Below are 25,083 nucleotides of genomic sequence, written 5' to 3'. Positions count from 1 at the left end.
ACTCCCCCGGCGGGTCAGAACGCCAGCGCGTCGGCGACGACCGCCAGCAGGAGCGCGCCCAGATAGGCGTTCGAGGCGTGGAACGACCGGAAGGCCGCCGCCTCGGTCTGCTCGTAGTGGAGTCTGACGACCGTCCAGAGGAAGACGGCTCCGAACGTCACGCTCGTCGCGGCGTAGAGCCACCCGAGCGTCGTGACCGCCGAGAGCAGGCCCGCCGAGAGCAGGGTCGCGCCCAGATACAGCAGGATGTGCTTGCGCGTGACGGCCTCGCCGCGGACGACGGGCATCATCGGGAACCCGCCGCGGGCGTAGTCGTCCTTGTACGCCAGCGCGAGGTTGTAGAAGTGCGCGGGCGTCCAGAGGAAGATGACCCCGGCCAGCACGAGCGCGGGCAGGCCGATTTCGCCCGTCACCGCGGCCCCGCCGATGAGCGCGGGGAGCGCGCCGGCGAACCCGCCGATGACCGTGTTCTGGACCGTGTTCGGCTTCAAGAGGAGCGTGTAGATGACGCTGTAGAACAGGATAGCGAACATCCCGAGCGCCGCGGCCAGCACGTTCACCGACAGGAACGCGACCAGCGAGAGCGCGACCAGCAGGACGCCGAACGCGACCGCGTTGCGCACCGGAATCTGGTCGGTCGCGGCGGGCCGGTCGGCGGTCCGGTTCATCTTCCGGTCAACGTCGCGTTCGAGGACGTGGTTGAACGTGCCCGAGGCACCGATGGAGAGGACGCCGCCGGTCAGCGTGGCGACGACGGTATCGACCCCGAGCGCGGGGCCGGCCGCCAGCGCCATCGCCGCGGACGCGACCAGACAGAGCAGCCACATCAGCCGCGGTTTCATCAGTCGGAAGTAGGCGAATCCGGTTCGTTTCGCGCGAGCGAGCACCCCGTCGGGTCGCGCGGCCGGATTCGGGGCCGCGGGCGACTCCTCGGCGTCGGGCATCTCCTCGGGGTCCTCGACGCCGGTCGGCTCGTCGAACGTCTCCGGTTCGAGCGTCCACGCCAGCGCGAGGACGACGCCGCCGAAGATGGCCATGCCGACGACCAAGTGGACCGCCGAGAGCAGGGCCACGCTGGCGGTCGTCGCGGCGAACGCACCGAGGCCGACCTGTACGGGGTAGAGCAGTGCGGACGCGGAGAGCGCGCCGCGGACGCGACGGTCGGTGTCTCCGAGCCACGCCAGAACCGTCGTCGCCGCCAAAGCGAGACCGACGCCGAGCGCGGCGACGCGGTGCCCCCACGCGACGGCGAGTTTCGGCCGGTCGAGCGGGACGAGCCACTGGCCGTTGCACGCGGGCCACGTCGGACAGGCGGCCGCCGCGTCGGTCAGTGCGGTGGTCGCGCCGACGACCACCAGCAGGTAGACGCCAATCGCGGTGCCAGCGAGCATCGAGACGAACCGCCGAGACGTATATTCGGTCACGCGAATCTCCTTGTCGAAAGTGGGGACTCGTCGTATTTAGAAGAACCGAATCGAGCGGAGTTCCCTGCGAAAGGCGACGCCCGACAGGGAAAGTCAGTAGGTATTTATGAGTCTCGTCCTAATTCCCGACCAGCATGAGACAGAAGCGGACAGCGTTTGCAACGCTACTGGGGGTCGCGGCGCTCGCCCTGTTCGCCGACCCGGCGCTGGCGCAGGGGTACGACTCGACAACCGAGTCGCTGATCCGGTCGCTGAACACGCAACTGATGTACATGGCGATTCCCATCACGGTGCTGGTCGAGGGCATCCTCATCTACACCGTCTGGAAGTACCGGAAGAACGACGACCCCAAACCAACCAAGGAGAACCGCCGCCTCGAAATCTCGTGGACCATCGCCACCGCGCTGGTCCTGCTGGTCGTCGGCTACGCCTCCTACGGCGTGATGGCCAACGAGTACGTCTCGAACGCCAGCGGCGAGTACCAGCCCAGCGAGCAGGCCGTCGAAGTCGAAGTGGTCGGTCAGAAGTACCTCTGGAACTTCAACTACCAGGGCGAGAACGTCTCGACCACGGGCACGCTCGTCCTCCCCAAAGGCCAGAACGTGTTTCTACATATCACCTCCACCGACTGGCTCCACGCGTTCCACGTGCCGGAACTCGGCTTGAAGCAGGACGCCATCCCCGGCCAGACCGAGACCATCAAGACGAAGATTACCAACACTGGAACCTACCAGCTCTACTGTGCGGAGTACTGCGGCGTCGGCCACTCGAAGATGCTCGGCGAGGTCGAAGTCGTCTCCCAGCAGGAGTATCAGCAGTGGCTGGACCAACAGCAGGGCAACAGCACGGCTAGCTGATTTCTGCCGCTCGATTTCCAGTTTCCTCCGCGCGCCCTCTCCGGTTCTTCTACCCTCTCACTTTCGCTATTTTCTCCCGGCGGCGTTCCAAATCCGTCCGTCCCGACAGCGTAGCCCTCGCGTAGCGACTGGGAACGACTCGCACGCCACCCCCGGATTTTTCCGACGGAGCGCAGAACCCTCGCGGTATGTCCACGCCCCCGAACTCGCCGCCCGACCCGCCGGCGACGCGCCGGGACGAGACCGTCGAGGAGTTCCACGAAACCGAAATCTCCGACCCGTACCGCTGGCTGGAAGCCGACGACGCGACCGTCCGCGAGTGGACCGCCGCGCAGAACGAGTACGCCGACGCGATTCTGGACTCGCCGACCCGCGAGCGCCTCCGTTCGCGGATGGACGGCCTCGCCGACGTGCCCGAGTACGGCACCGTCGAAGCCGCGAACGGGCGATACTTCCGGACCGTCCGCGAGTCCGGCGACGACCGCGCCCGACTCCTCGTCGGCGAGTCGCCCGGCGACGACGAGGCAGTCCTCGCGGACCCGGACGACTGGGCCGACGTCGAAGCCGACGACCGGACGGGCGCGCGGTCGATGTCGTGGTTCCTCCCCTCGCCCGACGGCGACCGGGTCGCCTACGGCGTCGCGGGCGGCGACGAGCGCGTCGATATCCGCGTCGTGAGCGTTCCCGACGGCGAGGAAATCGCGGTCCGAAGAGACTGCGGGCGGGTGAGTCGCGCGTTCGTCGGCTACGACCCCACGAGTCCCGGCACGGTCGCGTGGGACGCCGACGGCGAAGGCCTGTTCTACGTCGGCACCGAACCCGCGTCGGACGGCGACATCGACACGGAACTGCGTCACTGGCGATTCGGAGGGCGCGATTCCGACGGACGGGACGAACTCGACGCCCGCGAGGAGGTGCTTCTCGCGCCCGACGACCGAGCAGGCTGGCCGCTGGTCCGGACCGACCCCGAATCGGGGACGCTCGCGGTCGCGTTCCACGACGCCTCGGGCACCGACTGGGCGGTCCGGGGTGACGGCGCGTTCCGGCCGGTCCTCGGAACCGACGCCGAGACGTTCGCCGTCTTCCGCGGGGACACCGTCTTCGTCCAGACCGACCACGAGGCTCCGCGAAAGCGCCTGCTGGCCTGCTCGCTCGCGCAGTTCCGCGCGGGGGACCTCGCGCTTTCGGAGTGCGAGACGATTCTCCCCGAGCGCGAGGCGGTCCTCCAGTCGGTCGCCGCGACGCCGGACCACCTCGTCGCCCGGTACTCGGCTGACGCCCGTGCCCGCCTCGCGGTGTACGACCACGACGGCGGCCACGTCCGTGACCTCCCCGTCCCCGAGAACGCGTCGGTGTCGAGGCTCCGAACCGACCCCGAGACCGAGACGGCCTTCTATCTGGTCGAAGGGTTCGACCGCGCACCCACGCTGGTCCGGGCGGACCTCCGGTCGGGCGACCGTCGGGAACTGGCGCGCGTCGAGGCGGGAGTGGACGGCGGTTCGATCCCCGACGAGTTGGTCGTCCGGCAGATCTTCGCGGAGTCGTCGGACGGCGTCGAAGTCCCGGTGTTCGTCTGCCACCGCGAGGGAATCGAGCGGGACGGTGACAATCCGACGATACTCCACGGCTACGGCGGCTTTCGGTCGAGCAGACCGCCGAGTTTCGGCCGCTTCCGACTGCCGTTCCTCGCGGACGGGGGCGTGTACGCGCAGGTCTGCGCGCGCGGCGGCCACGAGTACGGCGAGGCGTGGCACGAGGCCGCGACGGGCGCGACCAAACAGCGCACCTTCGACGACTTCGTGGCGGCCGGCGAGTACCTCCGTTCGGCGGGGTACACGAACTCCGACAGACTGGCGGTCACGGGGCGGTCGAACGGCGGCCTCTCGGTCGGCGCGGTCGTGACCCAGCGACCCGACCACTGGGCCGCAGCGGTCTGTTCGGTGCCGCTACTCGACATGCTCCGGTACCACCGGTTCGGGATGGGCGCGTCGTGGACCGCCGAGTACGGCGACCCGGACGACGAGTCGGCCTTCGAGTCGCTGCGAGCCTACTCGCCGTACCACAACGTCGAGTCGGGCGTCGAGTATCCGGCGGTGCTGTTCACGACCGGTGCAGAGGACACCCGCGTCCACCCGGGTCACGCCCGGAAGATGACCGCTCGGATGCAGGCCGAAGGCGAGGGCGGTCCCTTCGTCCTGCGGACGACGAGCGACGCCGGTCACGGCGGCGGCGCGTCGGCCGAGACGGTCGTCGCCGAGCAGACCGACCGGTGGACGTTCCTCTACGAGCAGTTGGGTATGGACGGAAAAACGAACGAGTGAAAGGCGAGGCCGCGTGACGACGCGCGACCGCTTACAGCGAGACTTCCGCGCCGACGTACAGCACGACGACGAGGAAGATCCAGACCGCGTCCACGAAGTGCCAGTACATCGAGACCGTCGTGACCGAGGTGTGGCGCTCGGCGGTGTACTGGCCGTAGAGCGCGCGGATGAACACGATGGCGATGAGGACCGCGCCCATCGAGACGTGTAGGCCGTGGAGGCCGGTCAGGGCGTAGAACGCGCTACCGAAGATGCCCGACTCCAGCGTGAAGCCCTCGTGCTGGATGAACTCGTAGTACTCGTAGACCTGCCCGCCGATGAAGACGATGCCGAGCAGGAGCGTCGCGGCCAGTCCGACGAGGAAGTTCCGGCGGTTGCCCTTCCGGAGTTCGACGTGGCCCCAGTGGAGCGTGAAACTCGACAGGACCAGCAGGGCGGTGTTGATGAGCACCAGCGACCCGAGCAGTTCCGGGAACTCCTCTGTGCCCCACGTGCCGACGCGGATGAAGAAGTAGTAGACGAACCCGGCACCGAACGTCGCTATCTCGGACCCGAGGAACAGCACCATGCCCCATCTGAGTCCGCTACTGCCGTGGCCGTCGCTCGACCAGAACGCCTTGACGAAGGCGTGGTAGACCCAGCCGTACAGGCCCGCGAGGAAGAGACCGACCGCCCCGACGAACACGACCGGCCCGAGCATCGGGTCTACTATCGGTTGCTGTCCCGTTGCGAGCAGGAACAGGGCGGCACCGACGTAGATGCCCGCGCCGCCGAGTGCGGTGACGAAGGGCCACCAACTCGCCTCGCCGAAGCCGCGAGGCCAGTCCTCGACGGCGGGGAGGTGGTGGCCGTGCTCCTCTCCTGAATCGTCCGCTACTGTCATACCGTAGGGTTGCGGGTCGAATAGTAAAAAGGCACCTGAACGCGTCCGCGACTCGGTTCGACTCCCGACGCCCTTGGGCGAGACTGCTCACTATCGTTCGACTTCCGGACTTCATCTCCGTCGTCTCACTACCGTTCGACTTCCGGACTATCCACGACCTGTTCACGCTGCCGCCGGAGCTTGCCCGGCGTCTCGGCGTAGACGTACTCGAAGATGGCGTCCACGTCGAGTCCCGTCCGGTCCTCGACGTTCGCCACGGCCTCCACGACGCGCTCGTCGGCCCACTCGCGGAGCTTCTCCTCGTCGGTCTCCGACCAGTCGTGGGCGTCTTCGAGGTACTCGCGGGTGCGCTCGACCGGGTCTTTCCGTCGCCACTCCTCGACCTCGTCGTCGTCACGGTACTTCGACGGGTCGTCGGTGGTCGTGTGCGCGCCCTGCCGGTACGTGACCGCCTCGATGAGGCGCGGTCCCTCGCCGGCCTTCGCGGCGTCGAGCGCGTCCTCGACCGCGGCGTAGACCGCCAGCACGTCGTTGCCGTCTACTCGCACGCCGTCGAAGCCGTAGGCTTGGGCCTTCTGAGCGATGGTCGCCGAAGCGGTCTGGCGCTCTCGCGGCACCGAGATGGCCCACTGGTTGTTCTGACAGAAGAAGACGGTGGGCGCGTCGAACACGCCGGCGAAGTTCATCCCCTCGTGGAAGTCGCCCTCGCTGGTCGCGCCGTCGCCGAAACTGACCAGCGTCGCGCAGTCGTCGCCACGGTAGTCGGCGGCCATCCCCGTCCCGACCGCGTGAGGGAGTTGAGTGGCGATGGGGATGGTCGGCGGGAACGTCCGGAGCGTTTCGGGGTCCTCGCGGTCCACGTAGTTGCCCTCGCCGAGTAGGTAGACCAGCACGTCTTCCAGGTCGAGACCCCGGGTGAGATACATCGCGTGGTCCCGATACGTCGGGAAGCAGTAGTCCGACTCCGCGAGCGCGTACGCCGCGCCGACCTGCGCGGCCTCTTGGCCCTGAAGCGGTGCGTAGGTTCCGATACGGCCCTGTCGGTGGAGTTTGACGGCTTTCTCGTCGAACGTCCGGGCGAGTACCTGTAGCCGGTAGAGGTCGATTACTGCCGACTCCGAGAGGTCCGGGTCGATTCGTTCGTCGATGGTACCGTCCGGAGCGACGACGCGGGTCATGTCGGGAGCCTGTATTGCCATATCATTCATCACCGACTGTCTATGGGAGAATCACCGCCCAGCGTTATAAAGTATTGTTGGGCGACCAAAATGTCGAAAATCGGTCGCTCCGTTTATAAGCGAACTTGTAATTGTTTCGTGAGGGTCGCGCGAATCCAGGTGCGAAGTGAAGAATCGTCGGAGTTTTCGATTCGAAAAACTTACGCTCGGCGAGCATTCATGTGATAGTATGACACAGTGGATCGGCGAGACGTTCACCAGCGAGACCGGTTGGAACCACCTGGAGACGCTCGTGGACATCGGCGACCGGATGGCCGGGAGCGAGGGCGAGCGCGAAGCGGCCGAGCGCACGCGCGACGCGCTCGCCGACGCCGGCGCGCGGAACGCGCGGCTCGAAACGTTCGACGTGCAGGGCTGGACTCGCGGCGATAGCGAAATCCGCGCTGGCGATACCGCACAGGAGTCCATCGCGCTCCCGCGGAGTCCGGACGCGAGCGCGACGGGCGATCTCGTCGATTTGGGGTACGGCCTGCCGAGCGACTTCGAGGAGACCGACGTCGAGGGGAAGGTCGTGATGGTCGCCTCGAACGTCCCGGGCTACTACGACCGGTTCATCCACCGGCGCGAGAAGTACTACTACGCGGTCGAGGGCGGCGCGGCCGCGTTCGTCTTCCGGAACCACGTCGAGGGCTGTCTCCCGCCGACCGGGAGCGTCGGGACCAGCGAGGACCCCATCGGCGACGTTCCAGCGGTCGGCGTCAGCAAGGAGGTCGGTTCCCGACTCGCGCGGCGCTGGGAGGGCGAAGAAGTCGAGGTGTCGGTCGAAGCGGACGTCTACGACGCGACGAGCCAGAACGTCCACGCCGAGTTAGGTCCGGACACCGACGAGGCGGTCCTCGTGACCAGCCACGTGGACGCTCACGACATCGCCGAAGGAGCCATGGACAACGGTGCGGGAACCGCCACGATAGTCGAGATGGCGAAGGCGCTCGCCGCGCGCGAGGACGAACTCGACACCAAGGTCCACTTCGTCGCCTACGGTGCCGAGGAGGTCGGTCTGGTCGGTTCCGGCGTGGACGCCGACGAGCGCGACCTCGATTCCGTCAAGGCAATCGTGAACAACGACGGCGTGGTCCGCGGGCGGACGCTCACCTTCCACACCCACGGCTTCGACGCGCTCGACGCCGCGGCCGAGGCGGTGGGCGAGGATTTCGGCCACCCCGTGAAGACCATCCCGGAGCAAGGCCCGCACAGCGACCACTGGCCCTACGTCCAGTGGGGCGTGCCGGGCTACCACGTCATGAGTGAGACCGGCGACGAGGGCCGCGGCTGGGGCCACACCTACGCCGACACGCTCGACAAGTTGGAGGTCCGTGACCTCCGCGAGCAGGCGGTCCTGCTGACCGAACTCACCGTCCGCCTCGCGGGCGACGATCTCGACGTCGCGCGCAAGGACCCCGAGGAAATCGCCGCGGCGCTGGAAGACGAAGACCAAGCCGCGGGGATGAAGATTATCGGTGACTGGCCGTACGACGAGTGAATTCGACCCGATTCATCTTCTGCTAAGGCCGGTCGGGCTGTTTCCAAACTACATCTCTTGTTCTCAGAGAATCCTACTTCCGTGATTCCCAGTGGACGCCGACCAGCGAGCCCGCTCGTCGGCCCACGACCACGCCGACGAACGTCGCCGCGTCGCGGACTCCGTAGCCTTTTCACCGATGGCGACTAAGTGGCGGCCAATGGGTAGCGCGAACGACGAGGCGGTCGGAACCGACGCGCTCGGCATCGTGGGCGACGACGCGCTCGCCGACGACGTGCGCGAAGCGGCCGAGACCGACGCGATTCGCGGCCCGGCGAGCGAGGTCCTCGCGGCCGACCCCGCGGCGGTCGTCGCGGTCGGCGAGACCGCACTCCTCTCGCTGGTCCGCGAGCGCGTCGGGGTGCCGGTCCTCCCCATCGACGCCGGGCCGGGCTACGGCGACGTCGAGCGCGAAGACGCCGCCGTGGCGGTCGAGGCGCTCCTTGCCGACGAGTTCGAGACCGTCCGGAGGACGGTCCTGTCGGTCTCGGTCGGCGGCGAGCGCGTCGGCCCGGCGATGGCGGACGTGACGCTCGTGACGACCGAACCCGCCCACATCTCCGAGTACGCGGTCCGGTCGCGCGGCGAACTGGTCTCGCGGTTCCGCGCCGACGGCGTCGTCGTCTCGACCCCGACCGGAAGCCACGGCTACGGCCGGAATGCGGGCGGACCGATTCTCGAACCCGGCACCGGCGTCGTCGGCGTCGTTCCGGTCGCGCCGTTCGCAGTCAACGTCGACCAGTGGGTCGTGTCGGCCGAGCGCCCGGTCGAGTTGACGGTCGAACGCGACGAGAGCGAGGTGTCGCTGTCGCTCGACGACCGGCAGGTGCGCGCGGTTCCGCCACACACCACCGTCGAAGTCGTCGCGGACGGCGGGGTTGAGCTGGTTCGGGTGCCCGCGAGCCGCGCGTTCTTCGACCGGGCGTAGCACCAATGGAAAGGATATAATACGTCGGCTTTCCGAATATCACGTATGCAACCGCTGACACTGCTCGGACCGATTGACACGCTTCTCGCGGACGTCATCGAGTACGTGGTGTTCGCCCTCGTGTTGGTCAACATGGGGACTCGCTGGTGGGCGTACCGGGACTACCGCAAGCAGGCACGGAGCGACGACCACGACGAGGAACTGAGTCGCAACTGGCTCCACGAGGTCTCGAACGTCGCGCTCGTCCTCGCGTCGTTCTACCTGCTGAGTCTCCACCACCACGCCGGGATGGTCCTCTCGACGCTCGTCCTCGGCCTGTTCGTCACGGACTTCTTCGAGTTCGAGGCTCGCGAGGTCGAACTCCGGAGCGACGAGAAACTGTCGAGTCCGAAGGGTGCGATGACCGCCTCGGTCATCGTGTTCCTCTACGCGGGCTATCTCAGCATCTTCTTCGTCATCGAACCGCTCTGGAACGCCATCATCTGAGCGCGGCCGCTTTTTTCCAGTCCTCTCTCCACCGGGTAGCGAGTCGTCGGTCCTCGCGGCGGGACCGACCGCGGCGGCCGACGACCCCCGAAGCGACTCCGTAGTGGTTCCCGGAGGTGGTACCTGCACGGCGCGACAACGACCGACCGTCGCACTCCGACCCGGACCGGCCAGTAGACCGCTCACGACACTGCCGGCCTCGGCAAAGTTGCTCGCACGGACGCGCCGCGCTCGCGGCGCGTCCACGGAGGAGAGCACCGGCCACCGAACGGAGCGGCGTACCTTCCACCGAGCGGAAGCCGTCGGCTGGCGAGGTAGCGAACGGAGAGAACGAATCGGTTCTACGTCGAGGCCTCTCGCAACTGTTGGAGCGCCGGGAGGACGACCCAGAAGGTCAGCACGCCGAGGATGGTGAACCAGAAGAACACCTCTCGGAGGACGATGGCCGCCTGCCCGTACGCGTCGAGGTTCGCCGGAATCTCGGCGACGAGTTGGGTCTCCTCGAACGAGGGCGTCGTGTACCAGCCAGACAGCACCATCCAGACGAGACCGCCGCCCGTCAGGATACCGAATCCCTTAGCGAATTCGTCAGCCATTGTTTGATGGTTCGTCGGATTGCTCTTTAGGTTTTCCCATTCCCTCGGCTCGGAACCGGGTCGCGAAGGCGTAGACCAGCGCGCCGGCGGCGATCATCGCCACGCCGAGGATGGCCAGCGGCAGGTTCATCTCCGAGAGCGCGAGGCTGGCGCGCTGGGTCGCGGTGTCGAGAACGATGAACCCGCCCACGACGAACGCCACCGCGAACATCGTCGAGAACACGGTCACGACCTTGTAGAGCCTGAGCGGTACCTCGACTTCGCGGGCGCGAGTCTCCCCGTCGTCGGTGTCGTCCGTACTCGAATCCATGGTGAAAAATCGCTACGGCGTCACTTCGGCGGTCGGAGCCGGTAGTACCGCCGGTTGAGGTCGAACATGTACCCCTCGCGCATCGCCTTCAGCACCGCGTAGGTGATGGTGCCCACGATGGGCGGCACGAGGAACGTCAGGTCGAACAGCAGGTGGGGCGCGATGGGGGCGAGGTTCTTCGCCGAGTAGATGCTGATGGTCCACGCGAACGCGAAGCCCATCATCCCGACCGCGGCCCAGAAGGGCTGTTCGACGGGTCGGCGCGCGCTCCCCTTGTTCAGGAACGGGACGATGGCGACGATGCCGACGACCACGATGTTGGCGACGACGCCGTACGCGCGGTCGGACATCAGCTTCTCGCCGCCGAGAATCGCCAGTTCGGGGTTGAGCGGGCCGAGCTTCAGCAGGCCGAACGACCAGTAGAGATACCAGTCGGGCAGGATGACCGCCGGCGTCGAGTTCGGGTCGGCCGGTGCCCCGAGGTGGGGCGGGAGCGTCGCCGAGAGGAAGATGATCATGCCGACGAAGAAACTCGTCAGCGAGAGGTTCCGAATCATCTCGTGGGGCCAGACCGGGAACGCCAGCACGTCACGCTCGACGTAGCTAGACTCCTGTCGGAGGTCTTGGTCCTCGCGGCGTGCGCGTTCGAAGTACTCGTAGGTCAGGCGGGAGAGACCCTCTGTGCGCTGCTTGCGCTCGCTCCACGTCGGGGTCTCGTCGTCCGGCGGGACGATGCCCGTCCCGCCCCCGTCGGTCTGTGCTTGCTTGCCGTCGGTTTCGGTTTGTTCGTCTGTCATTGTTTAGTGGGGTTCCGCGATGCCCTGAATCCACACGATGGCGATGTGGACCGCGATGAGCGTGGTCACGACGAACGGGAGCAGGAACACGTGGAAGATGTACATCCGCTGGAGCGTGGGTTGCCCGAGGCTGAACCCGCCGAAGACGAGCAACGCTAGCCACTCGCCGATGAGCGGTATCGAGCGGGCCATCTCCACGCCGATCTGTCCCGCCCAGAACGCCAGTTGGTCCCACGGGAGCAGGTAGCCCGTGTACCCGAACACCATCGTCAGGCTGATGAGGACGATGCCGATGATCCAGTTGAGTTCGCGCGGTTCCTTGTATGCCCCGGTGAAGTACACCCGGAGCATGTGGAGGAACACCGCCGCGACCATCACCTGTGCCGACCACCGGTGGATGGACCGCAGCATGAACCCGAAGTTCAACTCGGTCATGATGAACGCCAACTGGTTGTACGCCGTCGTCGGGTCGCCGGTCGTCGCGGGTGCGTAGTAGAACCCGAGTAACGCGCCGCTTATCGCCGCGACCGCGTACGCGATGGTCGAGAAGCTACCGAGCGCGTACAGAGGGTACCAGTACCAGAACTTGTTGTCCAAGTTGTACTGCTCGGTGTGGCTCTTGGGCATCTGCATGTTGACCCTGTAGTAGAGGGTCTCCAAGATTTCGAGGTAATCGACGATTCGGAACCGCTTGTCCATCCAGATGAGCGCGGTCAGGAACGTCGTCTCTACCGGCGTCAGGTTCCGCTCCCGCATCCACTCGCCGTGGTCGTAGTCGTCTTTGCGTTCGAGACTCATTCGTTATTCCTCCGGTCGCGGGAGCGCGACGAACGATTTTTCGATGATGCTGAACGGGTCGTACACCGACTGGTGACACTGACAGTATATCATGTTCTGTGCGTTGGCCACGGTCGAGCCGGACAGACCCTTGAACGTGGGCACGCAACAAAAGTGCGTGCATTTGTTCAGGTTAGCGACAAATCCTTCTTGGGTGCTGGCCTTCAGCCACTCGTTGTCCTTGGCCATCTCCTCGATTCGCGTGCTTCGGATGACCTGAATCGGCATCTTGCCGCTCGGCGGTACGTCCTGCGAGCGCCACGTGCCCTGTGCGGGCTTGCCGAGACCGTCTTGGCCGATGCCGTTGCCCCACGTCGCGTAATCCTCGAAGTCGTCGATGTGGATCTTGTCGCCTTCGCTGACCTCCTCGTTCTGCCACTCGAACTTCGAGTTACCGCTGTAGCGGAAGTAGTTGTCCTGGTCGGCGTCGGGTTGGACGCCGGGGTACGTCTGGACGCCGCAGTACTGGAACCACTCCGAGGTGTAGGTCTTGCCGCCGAGTTCCATCTTGGCGACCTTGACCTCTTTTCCGCCCTGACTCTCGGTCTTCACTTCGGGCCAGACGCCCTTGATGTAGCCCTCCGAGTCGATTTCGACCGGAATCTGGGGCATCCCGCGCGGCGCGGGACCGGAGATGTTCTCCATCGCCATGAACTGCGTCACGCCACCGCCGGCACCGGTCTGGGCCGTGGTGGAGTTGATTCCCGCCGCGGCGGCGGTGCCGATGCCCGCGAGGGACGCGCTCCCTACGACGCCTTTGACGAAGCGGCGACGACCTGTGCTATCTGGATACTTGTCGTCTTCTTTTGGCATGGTTATCGTTTGTAGTACGGGTACACTGCGTGTTTGAACTGCTCCCATGCGTCACCGAACGAGTCGGTGCCGTGCTGCTGTTCTTCGCGGATGTAGAGGTCTTCCCACTTGCGACGGCGCTTCTTCACGATCATCACGTCCGGGAGGAACTCCTTGCGGTACAGCAGGAGGACGAACGCGAGGTCGATGAAGATGACCGCGAGAACGCTCCCGAGGTACATGTTCCCGATCTCGCTGAACCCCCAACCGTTGATGAGTCCGTAGGTGAACAGCCCGACGAACACGACCTCGACCACCGTCAGGAGGACGATGGCGATGGCCGCGGCCGTACTCTCGCGGGCCGGTTCGTAGCGGTGGATGTCGCCGTAAGTCGAGCCTGTGGATGACATGGTCAGTTACCTCCGCTGGCGTGCGGTGATTCGCCGTACTTCAACGTGAAGAACGTGTAGACGAACGAAACCGCCATCATCAGCAGGGCCGCCAGACCGACGAAGTGGGCCTGAATCGGGACGCCCATGTGTTCGGGGTTGGCCTCTTTCTGTCCGCCACCGCCGCTACTGAGGCTCTCTTTCACCGTGATGGTACCGGTCATCCCGGCGGTCTTGTGGGGCTGACAGAAGTACTCGAACGTGCCGGTCGTATTGAACGTGTGGGAGTACTCGTGGCCCGTGTTGTACGTCTTGCTCGGTGGGCCGTCGGTGCCCTGCCAGTTGGCACCCTCGGGTTGGCTCGAGGGGACGACGTTGTGGTTGTCCGACTCCCAGACCCACTTCACCGTCGTTCCGGTTGCGATGGTCAACTCGGCGGGCTCGAACACGAGGCTCCCGCCGGGACCGACTATCACCTCTTTGGTCGGACCGCCGCCGGACGAGCCTCCGCTGGCCGTCGTCTCGTTGGCCGCCGTTCCGTTGGCGACGGTCGTGGTCTCGTTTCCAGAGGCAGTGGTATTGCCGGACGACGTTTCCGTCGTCTCCTGGGCCGCAGCGGCCGTTGCCCCTGCGGCACCGCCGCCCGCAACACCGGTGGCTGCCATCAGAAAGTCCCGCCTCTTCATACAGATGAAAGTCAGGACAGGACTTGCTTAAACCCACCGATGCCGCTGGACCGTGGTTTCGCCGCCCGACGCGCCGAGCGCGGCCTAGTTTCCGCTTTCGGACGCCGAGGAGACGCCGGTCTCGGCCGCGCCGTCGTCGCTCGGTTCGCCGGCGTCGGCCAGCGACTCGGACGATTCGCCGCCCTCGCCGGGCAGGAAGTCGGGTCGCTCCTCGTCTTCGAGACCGACGGCTCGGAGCCGGTTGCGGTACTCCTCGGCCCGGAAGCGGTCGGAGAGCCGAGCGTTGGCTACGAGCAGGAAGACGAACACGCCGAAGACGAAGAAGCCGAGCGCGGCCACAGCGGCCACGATTGGAAGCCCGACCGCTATCCACGCCGCGAACAGTCCGACGCCCGCGAGGACGTGGGCCGCGGCGATTATCTGCATCAACTGGTTGCCGAGTTGCCCGGAGCCTTCCGGCACCTCCGCGGGGTCGGGAAGCACCTCGCCCTCGGGCATCTCGGGCACGTCGTAGCTCTCCATCGACGCGAGCGCGACGGAGGGTTTCACGTCCCGGAGGACGGTACCGCTCCCCTCGACGGTCCCGTCGGGGTAGACCACGGCGTATCCCTCGTCGGAGTACGCGAGCAGTTGGGGTTCGCCCTCCCGTTCGATGCGCTCGACGACGGCGAACACGTCCCGGTCGGCGACCCGATTCTTGAGGTCGGCCTCTACCCGGTCGAGCAGGTCTCGGCCCGTAATCCACGAGTCGTGGTCGAAGACCGCCTCCCACTCCTCGTAAGTCATCTCGGCCATGTCCCGCGGGCCGAAGTCCTCGAAGTCGTACCGCTCTTCTATCTCCTCGGGCGAGAGTCGGTCGCGCTCGTCGCCTGCGGGGCGTTCCCGAGTCTCCGCCCCTTCTTCGGGGGCGGGCCGGTCGCCCGCGTCGGCCTCGTTCGGCGAATCGACCGGTCGCTCGCCCGCCGGGTCGTCCGAGGCGTCGGTCATTGCTCGAAACTCAGACCTGTAGCGGTATAAGCGCCGCGACGTAGTTCCGACGGACCCACCACCCGGCGACCGCTGTCCGGCGACCTCTACCCAGCGAACTCCGCTCGGCGACCTTCACTCGGCGTCCGGTCCCGCTCAGAACGCCGTCCACTCTTGGGGCTGGTCGTGCAGGCCGCGAACCCGGAGTTCGCGCCCCCCGTCGCGCTCCCGAACGTCCACTCTGGCGTCGCAGAGTTGGGTCATCGTGCTGACGACCTTCTCGTCCTGCGTCGCGGGGTCGATGAGGAACACGCCGAGCCCGTCGGTCGCGGCGATACGCCCGCTGACGGTGTGGACGAACCGCGAGACCGTCTGAAAGTCGGCGTACATCAACAGCGTCGAGATGGAGTACAGCCCCGCCCGGACGCGCTCGGTGCCCGAGCGATGGATGTTCTGGTACAGGCCCGAGAACTCGATACCGATGCCGGTCAGGTCGCCCGGACTCGACACCGTCTCCACGCTGTCGGCGACCCGCCCGCTCCCGGTCCCCTTGCTCACGCAGTCCACGACGCCGAGAGGCGAGCGCCCGAGGTCGGCACAGAGACCGTCGCACTCCGAGAGAATCTTCGCGCCCGCCCTGTCGGTCGAGACGAGCAACAGCCCCTCGCCGCGGTCGCTGCCGTCGGTGACGAGGCGGAGCGCGAGTCGGCGCGCGCCGCCCATCGTCGGCCCCGTGACCAGCAGGTTCGTGCCGGGTTCGACGCCGCCCAGCGGCAGGTCGTCGGCGAACTCGTACGGTGCGAGTCGTTGCTTGCTCACGAGCCACCACTCCCGGCGTCCGAGTCGAGTTCGTCGATGAGGTCGCTCCGCTCGTCGCGCAGTTCCGTCACCTCGTGGTGGAGTCCCAGGACGGTCATCGCCACGTCGGCCAGCGTGGCGAGAAACTCCCGGTCGTCCGCGGAGAACGTGCGCGGTTTCTCGTCGTAGGCACAGAGCGTCCCGATGGGCAGTCCCTCGGCGGTCGTCAGGTCCGCGCCGACGTACGAGCGAATCCCGAGGTCGTCGATGCTCTCGTTGTCGGCGAATCGGGGGTCCTCCTTCACGTCTTCCACGACGGCGACCGGTCCGTCCTCCACGATGGCGTAGGTGCAGATGGAGTCCTCGCGGTGGGTCGGCGTCCAGTCCGCGCCGTGACAGACCAGAAACTCCTGGCTGTGTTCCTTTATCAGGTTTATCGAGGCCTTGGGAACGTCGAGGTGGCGGGCCGCGAGGTCGGTGATTCGCTCCACGTCGTCGCGTATCGCCTCCGAGTCGAAGTCGTAAGCGTCGAGCGCCGCGAGTCGGTCGGTCTCGTCCTGCGGGACCGGGTAGGCGGTCTGGGCGCGAAACGACGCGGTGAACTCCACGACGCTCCACAGTCGCTCGGCGGCGTTCGGACCGTCCCCTTGGCGACGTACTCCGCGACGGCGTCGTCGTGTTCGTCGGTGGCCAACGCCTCGCGGTCGGCCGCGGTGTAGAGGACGCAACCGACGCTCGGCCGGAGGTCGCGGACGCGCGAGGCGAGTTCGAGACCCGTCCCGTCGGGCAGGTCGTGTTCGGTCACGACGCAGTCCACGGAGCGTGCGCGCAGCGATTCCTCGGCGCTGGCGAGCGACTCGGCGGCGACGAGCGTCGGGTCGTCTCCGGTGACCCGGAGTCGGTCGAGCGTCTCCTCTCGGGCCGACTCGTCGGGGTCCACGCAGACGATGGTAGGTCCGGACATGAGATTCGTTCGTCCGAAGCCTGGCACGTCGAACTGATTAAGGTTGCTACGACCTGCCTCGAAGCCAACGGGTGTCGGCAGCGCGAGCGCGGACGCCGGACGGTTCCGCACGCCTTAACCGCCAGCGCTCCCAACCGCCGCGCATGGCCAGCGAGACGTTGGTTGCGGCCGGAGTCGCCCTCGTCGTCACCGCCAGCTTTCCCTTCTACCTCTACGGGGCGTGGTACATCCTCGACCAAGAGGTGGTCACGTGGGACGTGTTGATGCACCACCTCAAGTTCATCACGGTCGGGCTACTCCTGACGACGGTCCCCCTGCTCGGGTGGATGCTCCCGCGCTTCTTCGAGCAAATCGGCGGGTTCGCCGCCCTCCACGCCTTTCTGGGTCTCCAAGCATACGCGATGCTACTGGTCGCGCTGACCGGTATCGTCCGCATCTTTCAGGTCAAGTATCAACACGACATGTACGACAGCGACGCGAACGACCGCGACGTGGACATCGGCGAACTCCACGAGAACATGGGCGCGTGGCGCGGCCGACTCCGCGTCGGCGTCGTCGGCTACGTCCTCTTCTGGATACTGGCGTGGGTCGTCGGGATGGTTCGGTTCTTCATCGACTACGTGTTGTACTGAACCAGAGTCACTGCCGCTCAGAGTTCTCGGGTCCGCGTGTTCGATTCCGCCCGCACGACGCACTCGCTCGGCACGTCCGTCGCCACCGTCGTCCCCGCTCCGACGACGGCGTTTTCCCCGACGGTGACGCCGGGCAGGACGACCGCACCGGCCCCCACGAACGCGCCGTCTTCCACGACGATTTCCTCGAACCGGTCGTTCCCGAACTCCATCCCGGCGTCGGTGAGGTCGTGCGTGACGCCGACGATGGACGCGTTCGGGCCGACCTGCACCCGCTCGCCGAGTTTCGCGTTCTCGACGTAGCAGTTCGCGTTGACGACCGTCGGGCCGTCGAACACCGACTTCTTGACGGAGGTCCGCTCGTACACCCGCGCTCCGTCGGCGAGTTCGGAGTCGTGGACGGTGACGTACTCTCGGACTTCGACCTCGCCGAGCGTCGAGTTCGCTATCGACGCCGTCTCGTCTATCGTCATAGCGGAGCGCGAACGGCGACGGTAATCAATCCACCGGAGTTGACAACGGACTGGTAGAATCGGCTCCGCGGGCGGTCAGTCCCACGACTCGCCGCTGGCGAGGTCCACGTCGTGGTCGAGTTTCGAGGACGGACAGAGGTCCTCCAGCACGCAGTCGCCGCAGTCGGGGTTCCGGGCGGTGCAGGTCGCCCGGCCGTGACTGATGAACAGGTGGGTGTACTGCTGCCAGTGTTCCTCGGCGACGATTCCCATCAGGTCCTGCTCGATGTCCTCCGGACGCTCGTCCTCGGTGATACCGAGTCGGCGGGAGATGCGCTGGACGTGGGTGTCCACGACGACGCCCTCGACGATGTCGTAGCCGTGCTGGAGCACGACGTTGGCGGTCTTGCGGCCGACGCCCTTCAGGTCGGTCAGCCCCTCCATCGTGTCGGGAACCTCGCCGTCGTACTCGTCGATGATGGTCCGGGCGGACGATTTGATGTAGTCGGCCTTGCTGTTGTGGTAGGTGATGGAGCCGAGTTCCTCCGAGAGTTCGTCCTCGTCGGCCTCGGCGTAGTCCTCGACGGTCTCGTACTTCTCGAACAGGTGGGCGGTCTCCTGGTTCACGCGCTCGTCGGTACACTGCGCCGAGAGCATGACCGCGATGAGCAGTTCGAGGCGGTTCGAGAAGTTGAGCGAGATGGTCGAGTCCGGATACTCCTCGTAGAGGCGGTCGATGACCTCCTCGGCCTGCGCCTCGCGGGTGTCGAGTGGCGTTCCCATGCCGGAAGCCTGACGCGCGAGGGGTTTGAGCTATTCGGCTTCGGGGCGACGACGCGGACTTCCACAAAACCTATACGGATTTTAGTTCCAGTCACGAGTGTGAACAGGACTGCTGTCATCGCCGCGGTCACCCTCGTCGGCGTCGCGTTGACGGGATACGGAGCGCACTTCTTCGTCGACTCGGGCGGTTGTTCCACCTATTATCTGTCCGTCAGCGGCGATGCGAGCGGTTACGCAGACGCACCGACGACGGACTTCGAGAATCTGACCGACGACCAGAAGGCGGGATTTCGGAAAGCGCTGAACGCAGGGGACGAGGTAGCCGTCTCCGAACTCCACTTCGAACGACCGACGTGGGTCCGGTATCGCGGCGACTCGTATCTGGTTCTCGGGATGGTGAGCGACGGATGTTCGCCCTTGCTTCACGACGTCGTTCGGACGACACCGCTTGCGGTCGGTCTGCTCCTGTTGGCGTCTGCCGGAATCTGGAGATACAGGGGATAAGACCACACAGCGTCGAGACGTCCAGTTTGTCCGCGGCCGGTGGCGGTTTCGGGGAATTTAAGCGGGTATCGCTCCCCCGACAAAGCATGAAGGCGACCGCGAAAGCTCACCCCATTCAGGGACTCGTCAAATATCACGGGATGCGCGACGAAGAACTCCGCCTCCCCTACCACGACTCCATCAGCGTCTGCACCGCGCCGAGCCACACCATGACCACCGTCGAGTTCGACCCCGACCTCGACTCGGACACCTTCGTCGTCGGCGGCGAGGAGCTAGAGGCTCACGAGGCCGACCGCGTGGCGACGGTCCTCGAAGAGGTCCGAGCGCGCGCCGACGCCGACCACGCCGAGTTCCCGGTCCGACTGGAGAGCGAGAACTCCTTCCCCTCGAACGTCGGACTCGGCTCGTCGTCCTCGGGCTTCGCCGCCGCGGCGACGGCGCTGGCGGAAGCCGCGGACCTCGACGCCTCCCGACCCGAGATTTCGACCATCGCGCGCCGCGGGTCCTCCTCGGCGGCCCGCGCCGTGACCGGCGGGTTCTCGGACCTCCACGCGGGACTCAACGACGAGGACTGTCGCTCCGAGCGCCTCGACTCGCCGCTCGAAGACGACCTGCGCATCGTCGCGGGCCTCGTCCCGGCGTACAAGGAGACCGAACACGCCCACCGCGAGGCCGCCGACAGCCACATGTTCGAGGCGCGACTCTCGCACATCCACGACCAACTCGCGGAGGTGCGCGACGCGCTCCGCGAGGGCGACTTCCGGCGCGTCTTCGAGACCGCCGAACACGACTCGCTGTCGCTGGCCGCGACGACCATGACCGGTCCCTCGGGGTGGGTCTACTGGAAGCCCGACACCATCGAGATTTTCAACGCGGTCCGCGAGTTGCGGGAGGAGGAAGACGTGCCGGTCTACTTCTCGACGGACACGGGCGCGAGCGTCTACGTCAACACGACCGACGAGTACGTCGAGCGCGTCGAGGAAGCCGTCGCCGACTGCGGCGTCGAAACGATGGTCTGGGAGGTCGGCGGCCCCGCCCGGACTCTCGACGAGAGCGAAGCGCTGTTCTGAACCCCACTTCTAAGCCCTCGGACTCCTTAGGACCCGAGGAATGCGAATCGCTGTCCTCGGCGCGGGCTACGCCGGACTGACCCTCGCCCGAAAGCTAGAGCGCACCGTCCCCGACGACGTGGAGATTCTGGTCGTCGAGAAGACCGGCCGCCACCTCGTCCAACACGAGGTCCACCGAGCGATTCGGCGTCCCTCGCTGGCCGACGACATCGTGGTCGAGTTGGGCGACGTGCTGGACCGTGCCGAGGTCCGGCAGGCCGAGGTGACCGACGTGGACCCCGAGGCGGGCGTCGTCTCGCTCGACTCCGGCGAGACCATCGACTACGACTACGCGGGGGTCTGTCTCGGGGCCGAGACCGCCTTCTACGACCTGCCGGGCGTCGAGGACCGCGCGACACCGCTGAAGACGCTGGACGACGCCGACCGGATTCGCGGGGACTTCCTCGACGCGCTCGACGCGGGGCGGTCCGACGACCCGAGTCGCGTCGTCGTCGGCGGCGCGGGTCTCTCCGGCGTGCAGGTCGCCGGGGAGTTGGCCGCGTTCGCTCGGGAAGAGGACGCCAGCGAATCCATCACCGTCACGCTCCTCGAACAACTTGACGAGGTCGCGCCCGCGTTCCCCGAGAACTTCCGGTCGGCGGTCCGCGAGCAGTTGGAGGCCCGCGACGTGGAGATTCGGACCGGCACGGCGGTCGCCTCTGCTACCGACGACACCATCGAACTGGAAACCGGCGAAGAACTCGACTACGACCAGTTCGTCTGGACCGGCGGCATCCGCGGCCCCGACGCGCTCGGGGGAGAGCGCCCCGCAGTCAAGAACACCCTGCGACTCGGCGACGGCACCTTCGTCGTGGGCGACGCCGCGCGCGTCGTGGACGCCGACGGCCAACCGGTCCCGGCGAGCGCGCAGGCCGCGGTTCGGGAGGCCCGCGCCGTGGCGGAGAACGTCGCGAGCCTCGTGGAGTACGACCGCGAGGGCGACGACATCTTCGAGCCGCGACTCGAACCCTTCGCGTTCGACTCGCCGGGGTGGCTGGTCTCCATCGGCGACGGCGCGGTGGCCCAGATCGGCCCGACCGTCGTCACGGGCAAGGCCGCGAAGGCCCTCAAGACGACGGTCGGCGCGGGCTACCTCTCGTCGGTGGGCGCGGTACGCAACGCGGCGGACCTCGTGAGCGAGGAACTGGGGTACGAAAAGTAGCTACAGTCCGGGGACGCCGAGCGCGCCGGACGCGATGATGCCGACGGTTTCGAGCAGGACCAACACGACCCAGACCGTGACGTAGGCCACCAGCGAGATGCCGATGGCGCTCCCCCAGCCACCGGGGTAGCGCGCGTTGATGACGTAAATCCACGCCAGCAGACCCAAGACGGAGCCGATGACGCCGCCGACGATGGGGAGGAGGCTGAACAGCCCCGCGACCAGCCACCAGACGACCGCGCCGACCAGCGCGGTCAGGATGGCGTACTCGTAGTCGTCTCGGTCGGCGATGACGCGCGCGCCGACGTAGATGCCGAACGCCCCGATGAGGAGGCTCACGACGAAGCCGATGACGAAGTTCAGGAACCCTACCATACGTGCATTATCTGTTGCGACTGGCCCTTTATAGGTGGCGTCCATCGCTCGCAGGCGGGCATCTGCTACCACGTAGCACGTAACGGCCCCACATCACCGAGAGAATGTTGTTATCTCTCGGACACGACCGAATTCTGTTGGTTACCCGGCGTCAATGGGTTTAAGTTTGTGGGCCAACCTCGGGAGCGCATGGCACGCGAGACTGCGTTCGTAGACAAAGCACTGGCGGGGGCGGTCGGCCTCGCCGCCGGAGCCGTCGTGGGCACCCACGTGTTGCGCCGCTACCGGCGCGACGAGGGCACGGCCATCGTCTGTACCGAATGCGGCGAATCACTCCCGGTAGACGACGTTCTCGACCCGACCGTGACCTGTTCCTGCGTGGCACCGCGGGACTCCCACGGCTTCTGGTAGCGAGACGTTTTCCCCCGTCGCGCACTACCACTCCGTATGGACGACGCCGACCTGCGCGAGCGACTCGAACAGCGACTGATGAGCCACGGCGTCTACGTCACGGACCTCTCGACCGCCGAGGGGACTCTCCGCATCGAGTACGAGACGGCCTCGCCGGGCGAGGGCGTGCCCCACCGCGAGGTCGGGAGGGTCCTCAACCGACTGCTCGACCTCCTCGGCGAGGGGTGGGAGCCGCTGGACGTGCGCGCCGAGGTGTCGGACATCGAGGAGGAACCCCGCGGGACGTGGCGCGCGGACGCCGAGTGGCTGGCGGCCCACGACCGCGGCGACCTCTCGGACGTGGACCTCTCCCAGCGCGTCATCGACACCATCGAGGAGGCGTGAACGACCCGCAGGACCCCGCGGTCACCCCCGACTCGCCCCAGGTCGAGTCGTTTCCGTTGACGGAATAGCTTATGCGACTCGGGCGCTTGGGAGACGACAATGGACGCCGCGGACGCACTCGCAGACACCCTCGCGGTCTTCGACCACGCGGACCTGCCTTCGACGCCTTACACGACGAGCGAAGTCGCGGACGAACTCGACTGCTCGCGCCGGACCGCATACAACCGCCTCGAACGACTCGCCGACCGCGGCGACATCGAGACCAAGAAGGTCGGCGCGCGCGGTCGGGTCTGGTGGCGGTCCCCCGAAGCGGCGAACTCGACCGACGGCACGGCCACCGACACGGCCGATTCCGCCGTCGATTCCGCCGCCGACTCGACCGACGACACCGACCGGAAGGGGACCGAGCGCGAACTCGAACGCTACGAGACGGTCGTCGAGACCCTCGGGGACGGCGTGTACGCGCTCGATTCCGAGGAGCGGTTCGTGATGGCCAACCAGCGGTTCGTGGAGATGACGGGCTACGACCGCGACGAACTGCTCGGGTCGCAGAGCAGTCTCGTCCACGGCGAGTCGGTCAACGAGACGGCCGAGGAGTTGAGCGCGGCGGTGGCGGGGGACGACCGCGAAGGCGCGACGTTGGAGTTCGAACTCCGGACGAAAGACGGCGAGACGATTCCGGTCGAGAGTCGGTTCGGACCGTACGGTCCCGACGACCGCTACGCCCGGACCGGCGTCGTCCGCGACGTGGCCGACCGCAAGCGGTTCGAGGAGACCCTGAAGTCGCTTCACGACTCCAGTCGGGATCTCCTCGGAGCGGAGTCGGGCGAGGCGGTCGGCGAGATAGTCGTGGACGCCGCCACAGAGGTTCTCGACCTGCCTGGCGTCATCGTCTACCGCCACGATGCCGACGAGGGGCGACTCCTGCCCGCCGAGCGGTCGGTCGAAGCGGAGTTCATGCGCGAGGAATTCCCGCCGGTTTCGGCCGACGACGGCAGTATCACCGGGAGCGCGTTCGTCGGCGGCGACCCGGTCCACCACGACGACGTGGTCGAGGCGTCGAACCTGCGGGTGAACCCCGACGACACCGAGATGCGCGCGGGGTCGTTCGTCCCGATGGGCGACCACGCATCCTCGTCGTCGGGTCGCGCGAACCCGGCGAGTTCGACCACCGGACGCGCCAGTTGGTCGAACTGCTCGGCGCGAACGCGGAGGCGGCCTACGACCGGGTGGCCCGCGAGGCCCAACTGGTGCGCCACCGCGAGCAGTTGACCGCGCTCAACAACCTGAACGCGGTCGTCCGCGACATCAACGAGGCGCTGGTCCAGCAGTCCACTCGCGAGCAGGTCGAACAGGTGGTCTGCGACCGGCTCGCCGCCGCGGAGTCCTACGAGTTCGCGTGGTTCGGCGAGGTGGACGCCCACGCCGAGACGGTCGAACTCACCGCCGAGGCGGGCGTCGAGGGGTACCTCGACGACATCGATATCTCGGTGGCCCCCGACGACGAGGCGTCGCGCGGCCCGACCGGGCGGGCGGTCCGGACCGAGGAGATTCAGGTGACCGAGAACGTCTTCGAGGACACCAACTACGCCAACTGGCAGGACCACGCCCGCGCCCACGGCTTCCGGTCGTCGGCCGCGATTCCGGTGGTCCACGAGGAATCGCTGTACGGCGTGCTGAACGTCTACTCCGCCCGCGTCGGCGCGTTCGAGGGCGAGGAGCGACGCGTGGTCCGGCAACTCGGCGAGGTCGTGGGCCACGCCATCGCCGGCGTCGAGCGCAAGCGGGCGCTGATGAGCGACGAGGTGGTCGAGTTGGAGTTCCGCATCCGCGACGTGTTCGAGGCGGTCGGCGTTCCCGAGAGCGAGGGGACCATCTCGTTCGACAGGGCGGTCCCGGTCGGCGACGACGAGTTCATCGAGTACGGCACCGCGACCGGCGACGCGATGGAGACGCTGGCCGCGCTCCCCGAGAAACTGCCCTACTGGACCGACGTGTCGGTCCTCCGCGAGCGGTTCGGCACGACCACCTTCGAGGCCCGCCTCTCGGAACCCCCGGTCGTCTCGCTGGTCGCGTCCAGCGGGGGCTACATCGAGAGCGCGACCGTCGAGGACGGCGACTACCACATGACGCTGCACTTCCCGCCGGCGGTCGAGGTCCGCGGCGTGGTCGAGCGCATCCGGGACGCCTACCCCGCCGTCGAGGTCGTGACGCGGCGGCAGGTCTCGCGGTCCGACGAGTCGCTCCGGCGACTCGACGAGGTGCTGACCGACGAACTCACCGACCGCCAGCGGACCGCGCTGGAGACCGCCTACTTCGCCGGGTTCTTCGAGTGGCCCCGCCAGAGCAGCGCCCAAGAGGTTGCCGACTCGCTCGACGTGGCCGACGCGACGTTCCACCAGCACGTCCGATTGGCCGAGAACAAACTTCTCGGCGCGCTGTTCGAGCAACCGGCGATTACCGTCAGGTGACGTACCTCT

General features: G+C 66.9%; 30 protein-coding genes. 13 read left to right on the top strand and 17 right to left on the bottom strand.

Translation table 11 applies throughout. From position 1 onward, the window contains the following. Positions 1–14: 14 nt before the first annotated feature. The gene (cyoE, locus tag M0R88_RS13405) at positions 15–1,391 is read right to left on the bottom strand and encodes a heme o synthase (protein ID WP_248656714.1); all 1,377 of its coding nucleotides are present in this window, start codon (positions 1,389–1,391) and stop codon (positions 15–17) included. A gap of 167 nt (positions 1,392–1,558) precedes the next feature. On the opposite strand from cyoE, the gene coxB reads away from it, so the two are divergent. Both coxB and M0R88_RS13395 read left to right on the top strand, forming a co-directional pair. Next, positions 1,559–2,281 (top strand): cytochrome c oxidase subunit II, encoded by a 723-nt coding sequence (gene coxB / locus M0R88_RS13400; protein WP_248654003.1) that lies wholly within the window; start codon positions 1,559–1,561, stop codon positions 2,279–2,281. A 188-nt stretch (positions 2,282–2,469) separates the two neighbouring features. Then, entirely contained in the window at positions 2,470–4,602 is a 2,133-nt protein-coding gene (locus tag M0R88_RS13395; protein WP_248654002.1) for a prolyl oligopeptidase family serine peptidase, read from the top strand. Between the two features lie 31 nt (positions 4,603–4,633). Here M0R88_RS13395 and M0R88_RS13390 read toward each other — a convergent pair whose 3' ends face one another. Beyond that, positions 4,634–5,485 (bottom strand): cytochrome c oxidase subunit 3, encoded by an 852-nt coding sequence (locus M0R88_RS13390; protein WP_248654001.1) that lies wholly within the window; start codon positions 5,483–5,485, stop codon positions 4,634–4,636. 128 nt (positions 5,486–5,613) lie between these two features. After that, positions 5,614–6,693: a pyruvate dehydrogenase (acetyl-transferring) E1 component subunit alpha gene (gene pdhA, locus M0R88_RS13385; RefSeq protein WP_438267189.1), complete on the bottom strand. Its 1,080-nt coding sequence runs from the start codon at positions 6,691–6,693 to the stop codon at positions 5,614–5,616. 199 nt (positions 6,694–6,892) lie between these two features. On the opposite strand from pdhA, the gene M0R88_RS13380 reads away from it, so the two are divergent. The 3 genes from M0R88_RS13380 (at position 6,893) to M0R88_RS13370 (ending at position 9,656) form a co-directional block, all read left to right on the top strand. After that, a complete protein-coding gene (locus M0R88_RS13380; protein ID WP_248653999.1) occupies positions 6,893–8,203 on the top strand; it encodes a M28 family peptidase in 1,311 nt (436 codons plus the stop codon). Between the two features lie 199 nt (positions 8,204–8,402). Continuing rightward, complete coding sequence (locus M0R88_RS13375; RefSeq protein ID WP_248653998.1) at positions 8,403–9,170, top strand: NAD(+)/NADH kinase; 768 nt, start codon at positions 8,403–8,405, stop codon at positions 9,168–9,170. Positions 9,171–9,215: 45 nt separating this feature from the next. Then, entirely contained in the window at positions 9,216–9,656 is a 441-nt protein-coding gene (locus tag M0R88_RS13370; protein WP_248653997.1) for a DUF7313 family protein, read from the top strand. A gap of 341 nt (positions 9,657–9,997) precedes the next feature. Here the strand turns inward: M0R88_RS13370 and M0R88_RS13365 are convergent, their stop codons facing one another. The 11 genes from M0R88_RS13365 to M0R88_RS13315 form a co-directional block, all read right to left on the bottom strand. After that, a complete protein-coding gene (locus tag M0R88_RS13365) occupies positions 9,998–10,252 on the bottom strand; it encodes a DUF7314 family protein (RefSeq protein ID WP_248653996.1) in 255 nt (84 codons plus the stop codon). After that, positions 10,245–10,562 carry a DUF7315 family membrane protein gene (locus tag M0R88_RS13360; protein ID WP_248653995.1) on the bottom strand — a complete coding sequence of 106 codons (318 nt, stop codon included), beginning with the start codon at positions 10,560–10,562 and terminating at the stop codon, positions 10,245–10,247. The genes M0R88_RS13365 and M0R88_RS13360 overlap by 8 nt, the downstream gene beginning before the upstream one ends. 20 nt (positions 10,563–10,582) lie before the next feature. Beyond that, positions 10,583–11,359, bottom strand: a complete 777-nt coding sequence (locus M0R88_RS13355) for a cytochrome b family protein (RefSeq protein WP_248653994.1) — start codon at positions 11,357–11,359, stop codon at positions 10,583–10,585. A gap of 3 nt (positions 11,360–11,362) precedes the next feature. Then, positions 11,363–12,157, bottom strand: coding sequence for a cytochrome b (locus tag M0R88_RS13350; RefSeq protein ID WP_248653993.1), 795 nt, complete (start codon positions 12,155–12,157; stop codon positions 11,363–11,365). A gap of 3 nt (positions 12,158–12,160) precedes the next feature. Further along, a complete protein-coding gene (locus M0R88_RS13345; protein WP_248653992.1) occupies positions 12,161–13,009 on the bottom strand; it encodes a ubiquinol-cytochrome c reductase iron-sulfur subunit in 849 nt (282 codons plus the stop codon). A 2-nt stretch (positions 13,010–13,011) separates the two neighbouring features. After that, positions 13,012–13,398, bottom strand: a complete 387-nt coding sequence (locus M0R88_RS13340) for a DUF7318 family protein (RefSeq protein WP_248653991.1) — start codon at positions 13,396–13,398, stop codon at positions 13,012–13,014. 2 nt (positions 13,399–13,400) lie between these two features. Continuing rightward, positions 13,401–14,042 (bottom strand): plastocyanin/azurin family copper-binding protein, encoded by a 642-nt coding sequence (locus tag M0R88_RS13335; RefSeq protein WP_248653990.1) that lies wholly within the window; start codon positions 14,040–14,042, stop codon positions 13,401–13,403. 105 nt (positions 14,043–14,147) lie between these two features. After that, complete coding sequence (locus M0R88_RS13330; protein WP_248653989.1) at positions 14,148–15,050, bottom strand: DUF7319 domain-containing protein; 903 nt, start codon at positions 15,048–15,050, stop codon at positions 14,148–14,150. Positions 15,051–15,185: 135 nt separating this feature from the next. Then, positions 15,186–15,848, bottom strand: a complete 663-nt coding sequence (locus M0R88_RS13325) for a DUF7504 family protein (protein ID WP_248653988.1) — start codon at positions 15,846–15,848, stop codon at positions 15,186–15,188. Further along, positions 15,845–16,318: a GAF domain-containing protein gene (locus tag M0R88_RS13320; protein ID WP_248656713.1), complete on the bottom strand. Its 474-nt coding sequence runs from the start codon at positions 16,316–16,318 to the stop codon at positions 15,845–15,847. The genes M0R88_RS13325 and M0R88_RS13320 overlap by 4 nt, the downstream gene beginning before the upstream one ends. Beyond that, positions 16,261–16,791 (bottom strand): response regulator, encoded by a 531-nt coding sequence (locus M0R88_RS13315; RefSeq protein WP_248653987.1) that lies wholly within the window; start codon positions 16,789–16,791, stop codon positions 16,261–16,263. The genes M0R88_RS13320 and M0R88_RS13315 overlap by 58 nt, the downstream gene beginning before the upstream one ends. 143 nt (positions 16,792–16,934) lie before the next feature. Here M0R88_RS13315 and M0R88_RS13310 point away from each other — a divergent pair, with 143 nt between their 5' ends. Beyond that, positions 16,935–17,423 carry a DUF7321 family protein gene (locus M0R88_RS13310; protein ID WP_248653986.1) on the top strand — a complete coding sequence of 163 codons (489 nt, stop codon included), beginning with the start codon at positions 16,935–16,937 and terminating at the stop codon, positions 17,421–17,423. A gap of 17 nt (positions 17,424–17,440) precedes the next feature. On the opposite strand, the gene M0R88_RS13305 is transcribed toward M0R88_RS13310, so the two are convergent. Both M0R88_RS13305 and nth read right to left on the bottom strand, forming a co-directional pair. Next, entirely contained in the window at positions 17,441–17,896 is a 456-nt protein-coding gene (locus M0R88_RS13305; protein ID WP_248653985.1) for a DapH/DapD/GlmU-related protein, read from the bottom strand. A gap of 75 nt (positions 17,897–17,971) precedes the next feature. Further along, positions 17,972–18,658, bottom strand: a complete 687-nt coding sequence (nth, locus tag M0R88_RS13300) for an endonuclease III (protein WP_248653984.1) — start codon at positions 18,656–18,658, stop codon at positions 17,972–17,974. A 99-nt stretch (positions 18,659–18,757) separates the two neighbouring features. Here nth and M0R88_RS13295 point away from each other — a divergent pair, with 99 nt between their 5' ends. From M0R88_RS13295 to M0R88_RS13285, 3 genes are all read left to right on the top strand, one after another. Beyond that, a complete protein-coding gene (locus tag M0R88_RS13295) occupies positions 18,758–19,162 on the top strand; it encodes a DUF7979 domain-containing protein (RefSeq protein WP_248653983.1) in 405 nt (134 codons plus the stop codon). An 86-nt stretch (positions 19,163–19,248) separates the two neighbouring features. Next, complete coding sequence (gene mvaD, locus M0R88_RS13290; protein WP_248653982.1) at positions 19,249–20,232, top strand: phosphomevalonate decarboxylase MvaD; 984 nt, start codon at positions 19,249–19,251, stop codon at positions 20,230–20,232. A gap of 40 nt (positions 20,233–20,272) precedes the next feature. After that, positions 20,273–21,433 (top strand): NAD(P)/FAD-dependent oxidoreductase, encoded by a 1,161-nt coding sequence (locus tag M0R88_RS13285; RefSeq protein ID WP_248653981.1) that lies wholly within the window; start codon positions 20,273–20,275, stop codon positions 21,431–21,433. On the opposite strand, the gene M0R88_RS13280 is transcribed toward M0R88_RS13285, so the two are convergent. Further along, positions 21,434–21,808 carry a hypothetical protein gene (locus M0R88_RS13280; RefSeq protein WP_248653980.1) on the bottom strand — a complete coding sequence of 125 codons (375 nt, stop codon included), beginning with the start codon at positions 21,806–21,808 and terminating at the stop codon, positions 21,434–21,436. 189 nt (positions 21,809–21,997) lie between these two features. Here M0R88_RS13280 and M0R88_RS13275 point away from each other — a divergent pair, with 189 nt between their 5' ends. The 4 genes from M0R88_RS13275 to M0R88_RS13260 all read left to right on the top strand — a co-directional run bounded on the left by M0R88_RS13275 (position 21,998) and on the right by M0R88_RS13260 (position 25,074). After that, positions 21,998–22,219, top strand: coding sequence for a hypothetical protein (locus M0R88_RS13275; RefSeq protein ID WP_248653979.1), 222 nt, complete (start codon positions 21,998–22,000; stop codon positions 22,217–22,219). Positions 22,220–22,255: 36 nt separating this feature from the next. Then, complete coding sequence (locus M0R88_RS13270; protein WP_248653978.1) at positions 22,256–22,603, top strand: DUF8159 domain-containing protein; 348 nt, start codon at positions 22,256–22,258, stop codon at positions 22,601–22,603. Between the two features lie 99 nt (positions 22,604–22,702). Next, positions 22,703–23,875, top strand: a complete 1,173-nt coding sequence (locus M0R88_RS13265) for a PAS domain S-box protein (RefSeq protein WP_248653977.1) — start codon at positions 22,703–22,705, stop codon at positions 23,873–23,875. After that, entirely contained in the window at positions 23,788–25,074 is a 1,287-nt protein-coding gene (locus M0R88_RS13260; protein WP_248653976.1) for a bacterio-opsin activator domain-containing protein, read from the top strand. Before M0R88_RS13265 ends, M0R88_RS13260 begins: the two co-directional genes overlap by 88 nt. Positions 25,075–25,083: the final 9 nt, after the last annotated feature.

The organism is Halorussus gelatinilyticus (assembly GCF_023238445.1).
Taxonomy (GTDB): domain Archaea; phylum Halobacteriota; class Halobacteria; order Halobacteriales; family Haladaptataceae; genus Halorussus; species Halorussus gelatinilyticus.
Note: the sequence above shows the minus strand (reverse complement) of the source record. Positions and strands in the feature narration are given on the sequence as shown.

What these genes read in the sequence shown, in the direction of transcription:
- pdhA (WP_438267189.1), bottom strand. Translation starts at nt 6,693, where the DNA reads ATGAATGATATGGCAATACAGGCTCCCGACATGACCCGCGTCGTCGCT.
- M0R88_RS13270 (WP_248653978.1), top strand. Translation starts at nt 22,256, where the DNA reads ATGGACGACGCCGACCTGCGCGAGCGACTCGAACAGCGACTGATGAGC.
- M0R88_RS13280 (WP_248653980.1), bottom strand. Translation starts at nt 21,808, where the DNA reads ATGGTAGGGTTCCTGAACTTCGTCATCGGCTTCGTCGTGAGCCTCCTC.
- M0R88_RS13350 (WP_248653993.1), bottom strand. Translation starts at nt 12,157, where the DNA reads ATGAGTCTCGAACGCAAAGACGACTACGACCACGGCGAGTGGATGCGG.
- M0R88_RS13330 (WP_248653989.1), bottom strand. Translation starts at nt 15,050, where the DNA reads ATGACCGACGCCTCGGACGACCCGGCGGGCGAGCGACCGGTCGATTCG.
- M0R88_RS13335 (WP_248653990.1), bottom strand. Translation starts at nt 14,042, where the DNA reads ATGGCAGCCACCGGTGTTGCGGGCGGCGGTGCCGCAGGGGCAACGGCC.
- M0R88_RS13340 (WP_248653991.1), bottom strand. Translation starts at nt 13,398, where the DNA reads ATGTCATCCACAGGCTCGACTTACGGCGACATCCACCGCTACGAACCG.
- M0R88_RS13375 (WP_248653998.1), top strand. Translation starts at nt 8,403, where the DNA reads ATGGGTAGCGCGAACGACGAGGCGGTCGGAACCGACGCGCTCGGCATC.
- M0R88_RS13395 (WP_248654002.1), top strand. Translation starts at nt 2,470, where the DNA reads ATGTCCACGCCCCCGAACTCGCCGCCCGACCCGCCGGCGACGCGCCGG.
- M0R88_RS13390 (WP_248654001.1), bottom strand. Translation starts at nt 5,485, where the DNA reads ATGACAGTAGCGGACGATTCAGGAGAGGAGCACGGCCACCACCTCCCC.
- M0R88_RS13315 (WP_248653987.1), bottom strand. Translation starts at nt 16,791, where the DNA reads ATGTCCGGACCTACCATCGTCTGCGTGGACCCCGACGAGTCGGCCCGA.
- M0R88_RS13360 (WP_248653995.1), bottom strand. Translation starts at nt 10,562, where the DNA reads ATGGATTCGAGTACGGACGACACCGACGACGGGGAGACTCGCGCCCGC.
- M0R88_RS13305 (WP_248653985.1), bottom strand. Translation starts at nt 17,896, where the DNA reads ATGACGATAGACGAGACGGCGTCGATAGCGAACTCGACGCTCGGCGAG.
- M0R88_RS13310 (WP_248653986.1), top strand. Translation starts at nt 16,935, where the DNA reads ATGGCCAGCGAGACGTTGGTTGCGGCCGGAGTCGCCCTCGTCGTCACC.
- nth (WP_248653984.1), bottom strand. Translation starts at nt 18,658, where the DNA reads ATGGGAACGCCACTCGACACCCGCGAGGCGCAGGCCGAGGAGGTCATC.
- M0R88_RS13355 (WP_248653994.1), bottom strand. Translation starts at nt 11,359, where the DNA reads ATGACAGACGAACAAACCGAAACCGACGGCAAGCAAGCACAGACCGAC.
- M0R88_RS13285 (WP_248653981.1), top strand. Translation starts at nt 20,273, where the DNA reads ATGCGAATCGCTGTCCTCGGCGCGGGCTACGCCGGACTGACCCTCGCC.
- M0R88_RS13345 (WP_248653992.1), bottom strand. Translation starts at nt 13,009, where the DNA reads ATGCCAAAAGAAGACGACAAGTATCCAGATAGCACAGGTCGTCGCCGC.
- mvaD (WP_248653982.1), top strand. Translation starts at nt 19,249, where the DNA reads ATGAAGGCGACCGCGAAAGCTCACCCCATTCAGGGACTCGTCAAATAT.
- M0R88_RS13380 (WP_248653999.1), top strand. Translation starts at nt 6,893, where the DNA reads ATGACACAGTGGATCGGCGAGACGTTCACCAGCGAGACCGGTTGGAAC.
- M0R88_RS13365 (WP_248653996.1), bottom strand. Translation starts at nt 10,252, where the DNA reads ATGGCTGACGAATTCGCTAAGGGATTCGGTATCCTGACGGGCGGCGGT.
- M0R88_RS13265 (WP_248653977.1), top strand. Translation starts at nt 22,703, where the DNA reads ATGGACGCCGCGGACGCACTCGCAGACACCCTCGCGGTCTTCGACCAC.
- coxB (WP_248654003.1), top strand. Translation starts at nt 1,559, where the DNA reads ATGAGACAGAAGCGGACAGCGTTTGCAACGCTACTGGGGGTCGCGGCG.
- M0R88_RS13275 (WP_248653979.1), top strand. Translation starts at nt 21,998, where the DNA reads ATGGCACGCGAGACTGCGTTCGTAGACAAAGCACTGGCGGGGGCGGTC.
- cyoE (WP_248656714.1), bottom strand. Translation starts at nt 1,391, where the DNA reads ATGCTCGCTGGCACCGCGATTGGCGTCTACCTGCTGGTGGTCGTCGGC.
- M0R88_RS13370 (WP_248653997.1), top strand. Translation starts at nt 9,216, where the DNA reads ATGCAACCGCTGACACTGCTCGGACCGATTGACACGCTTCTCGCGGAC.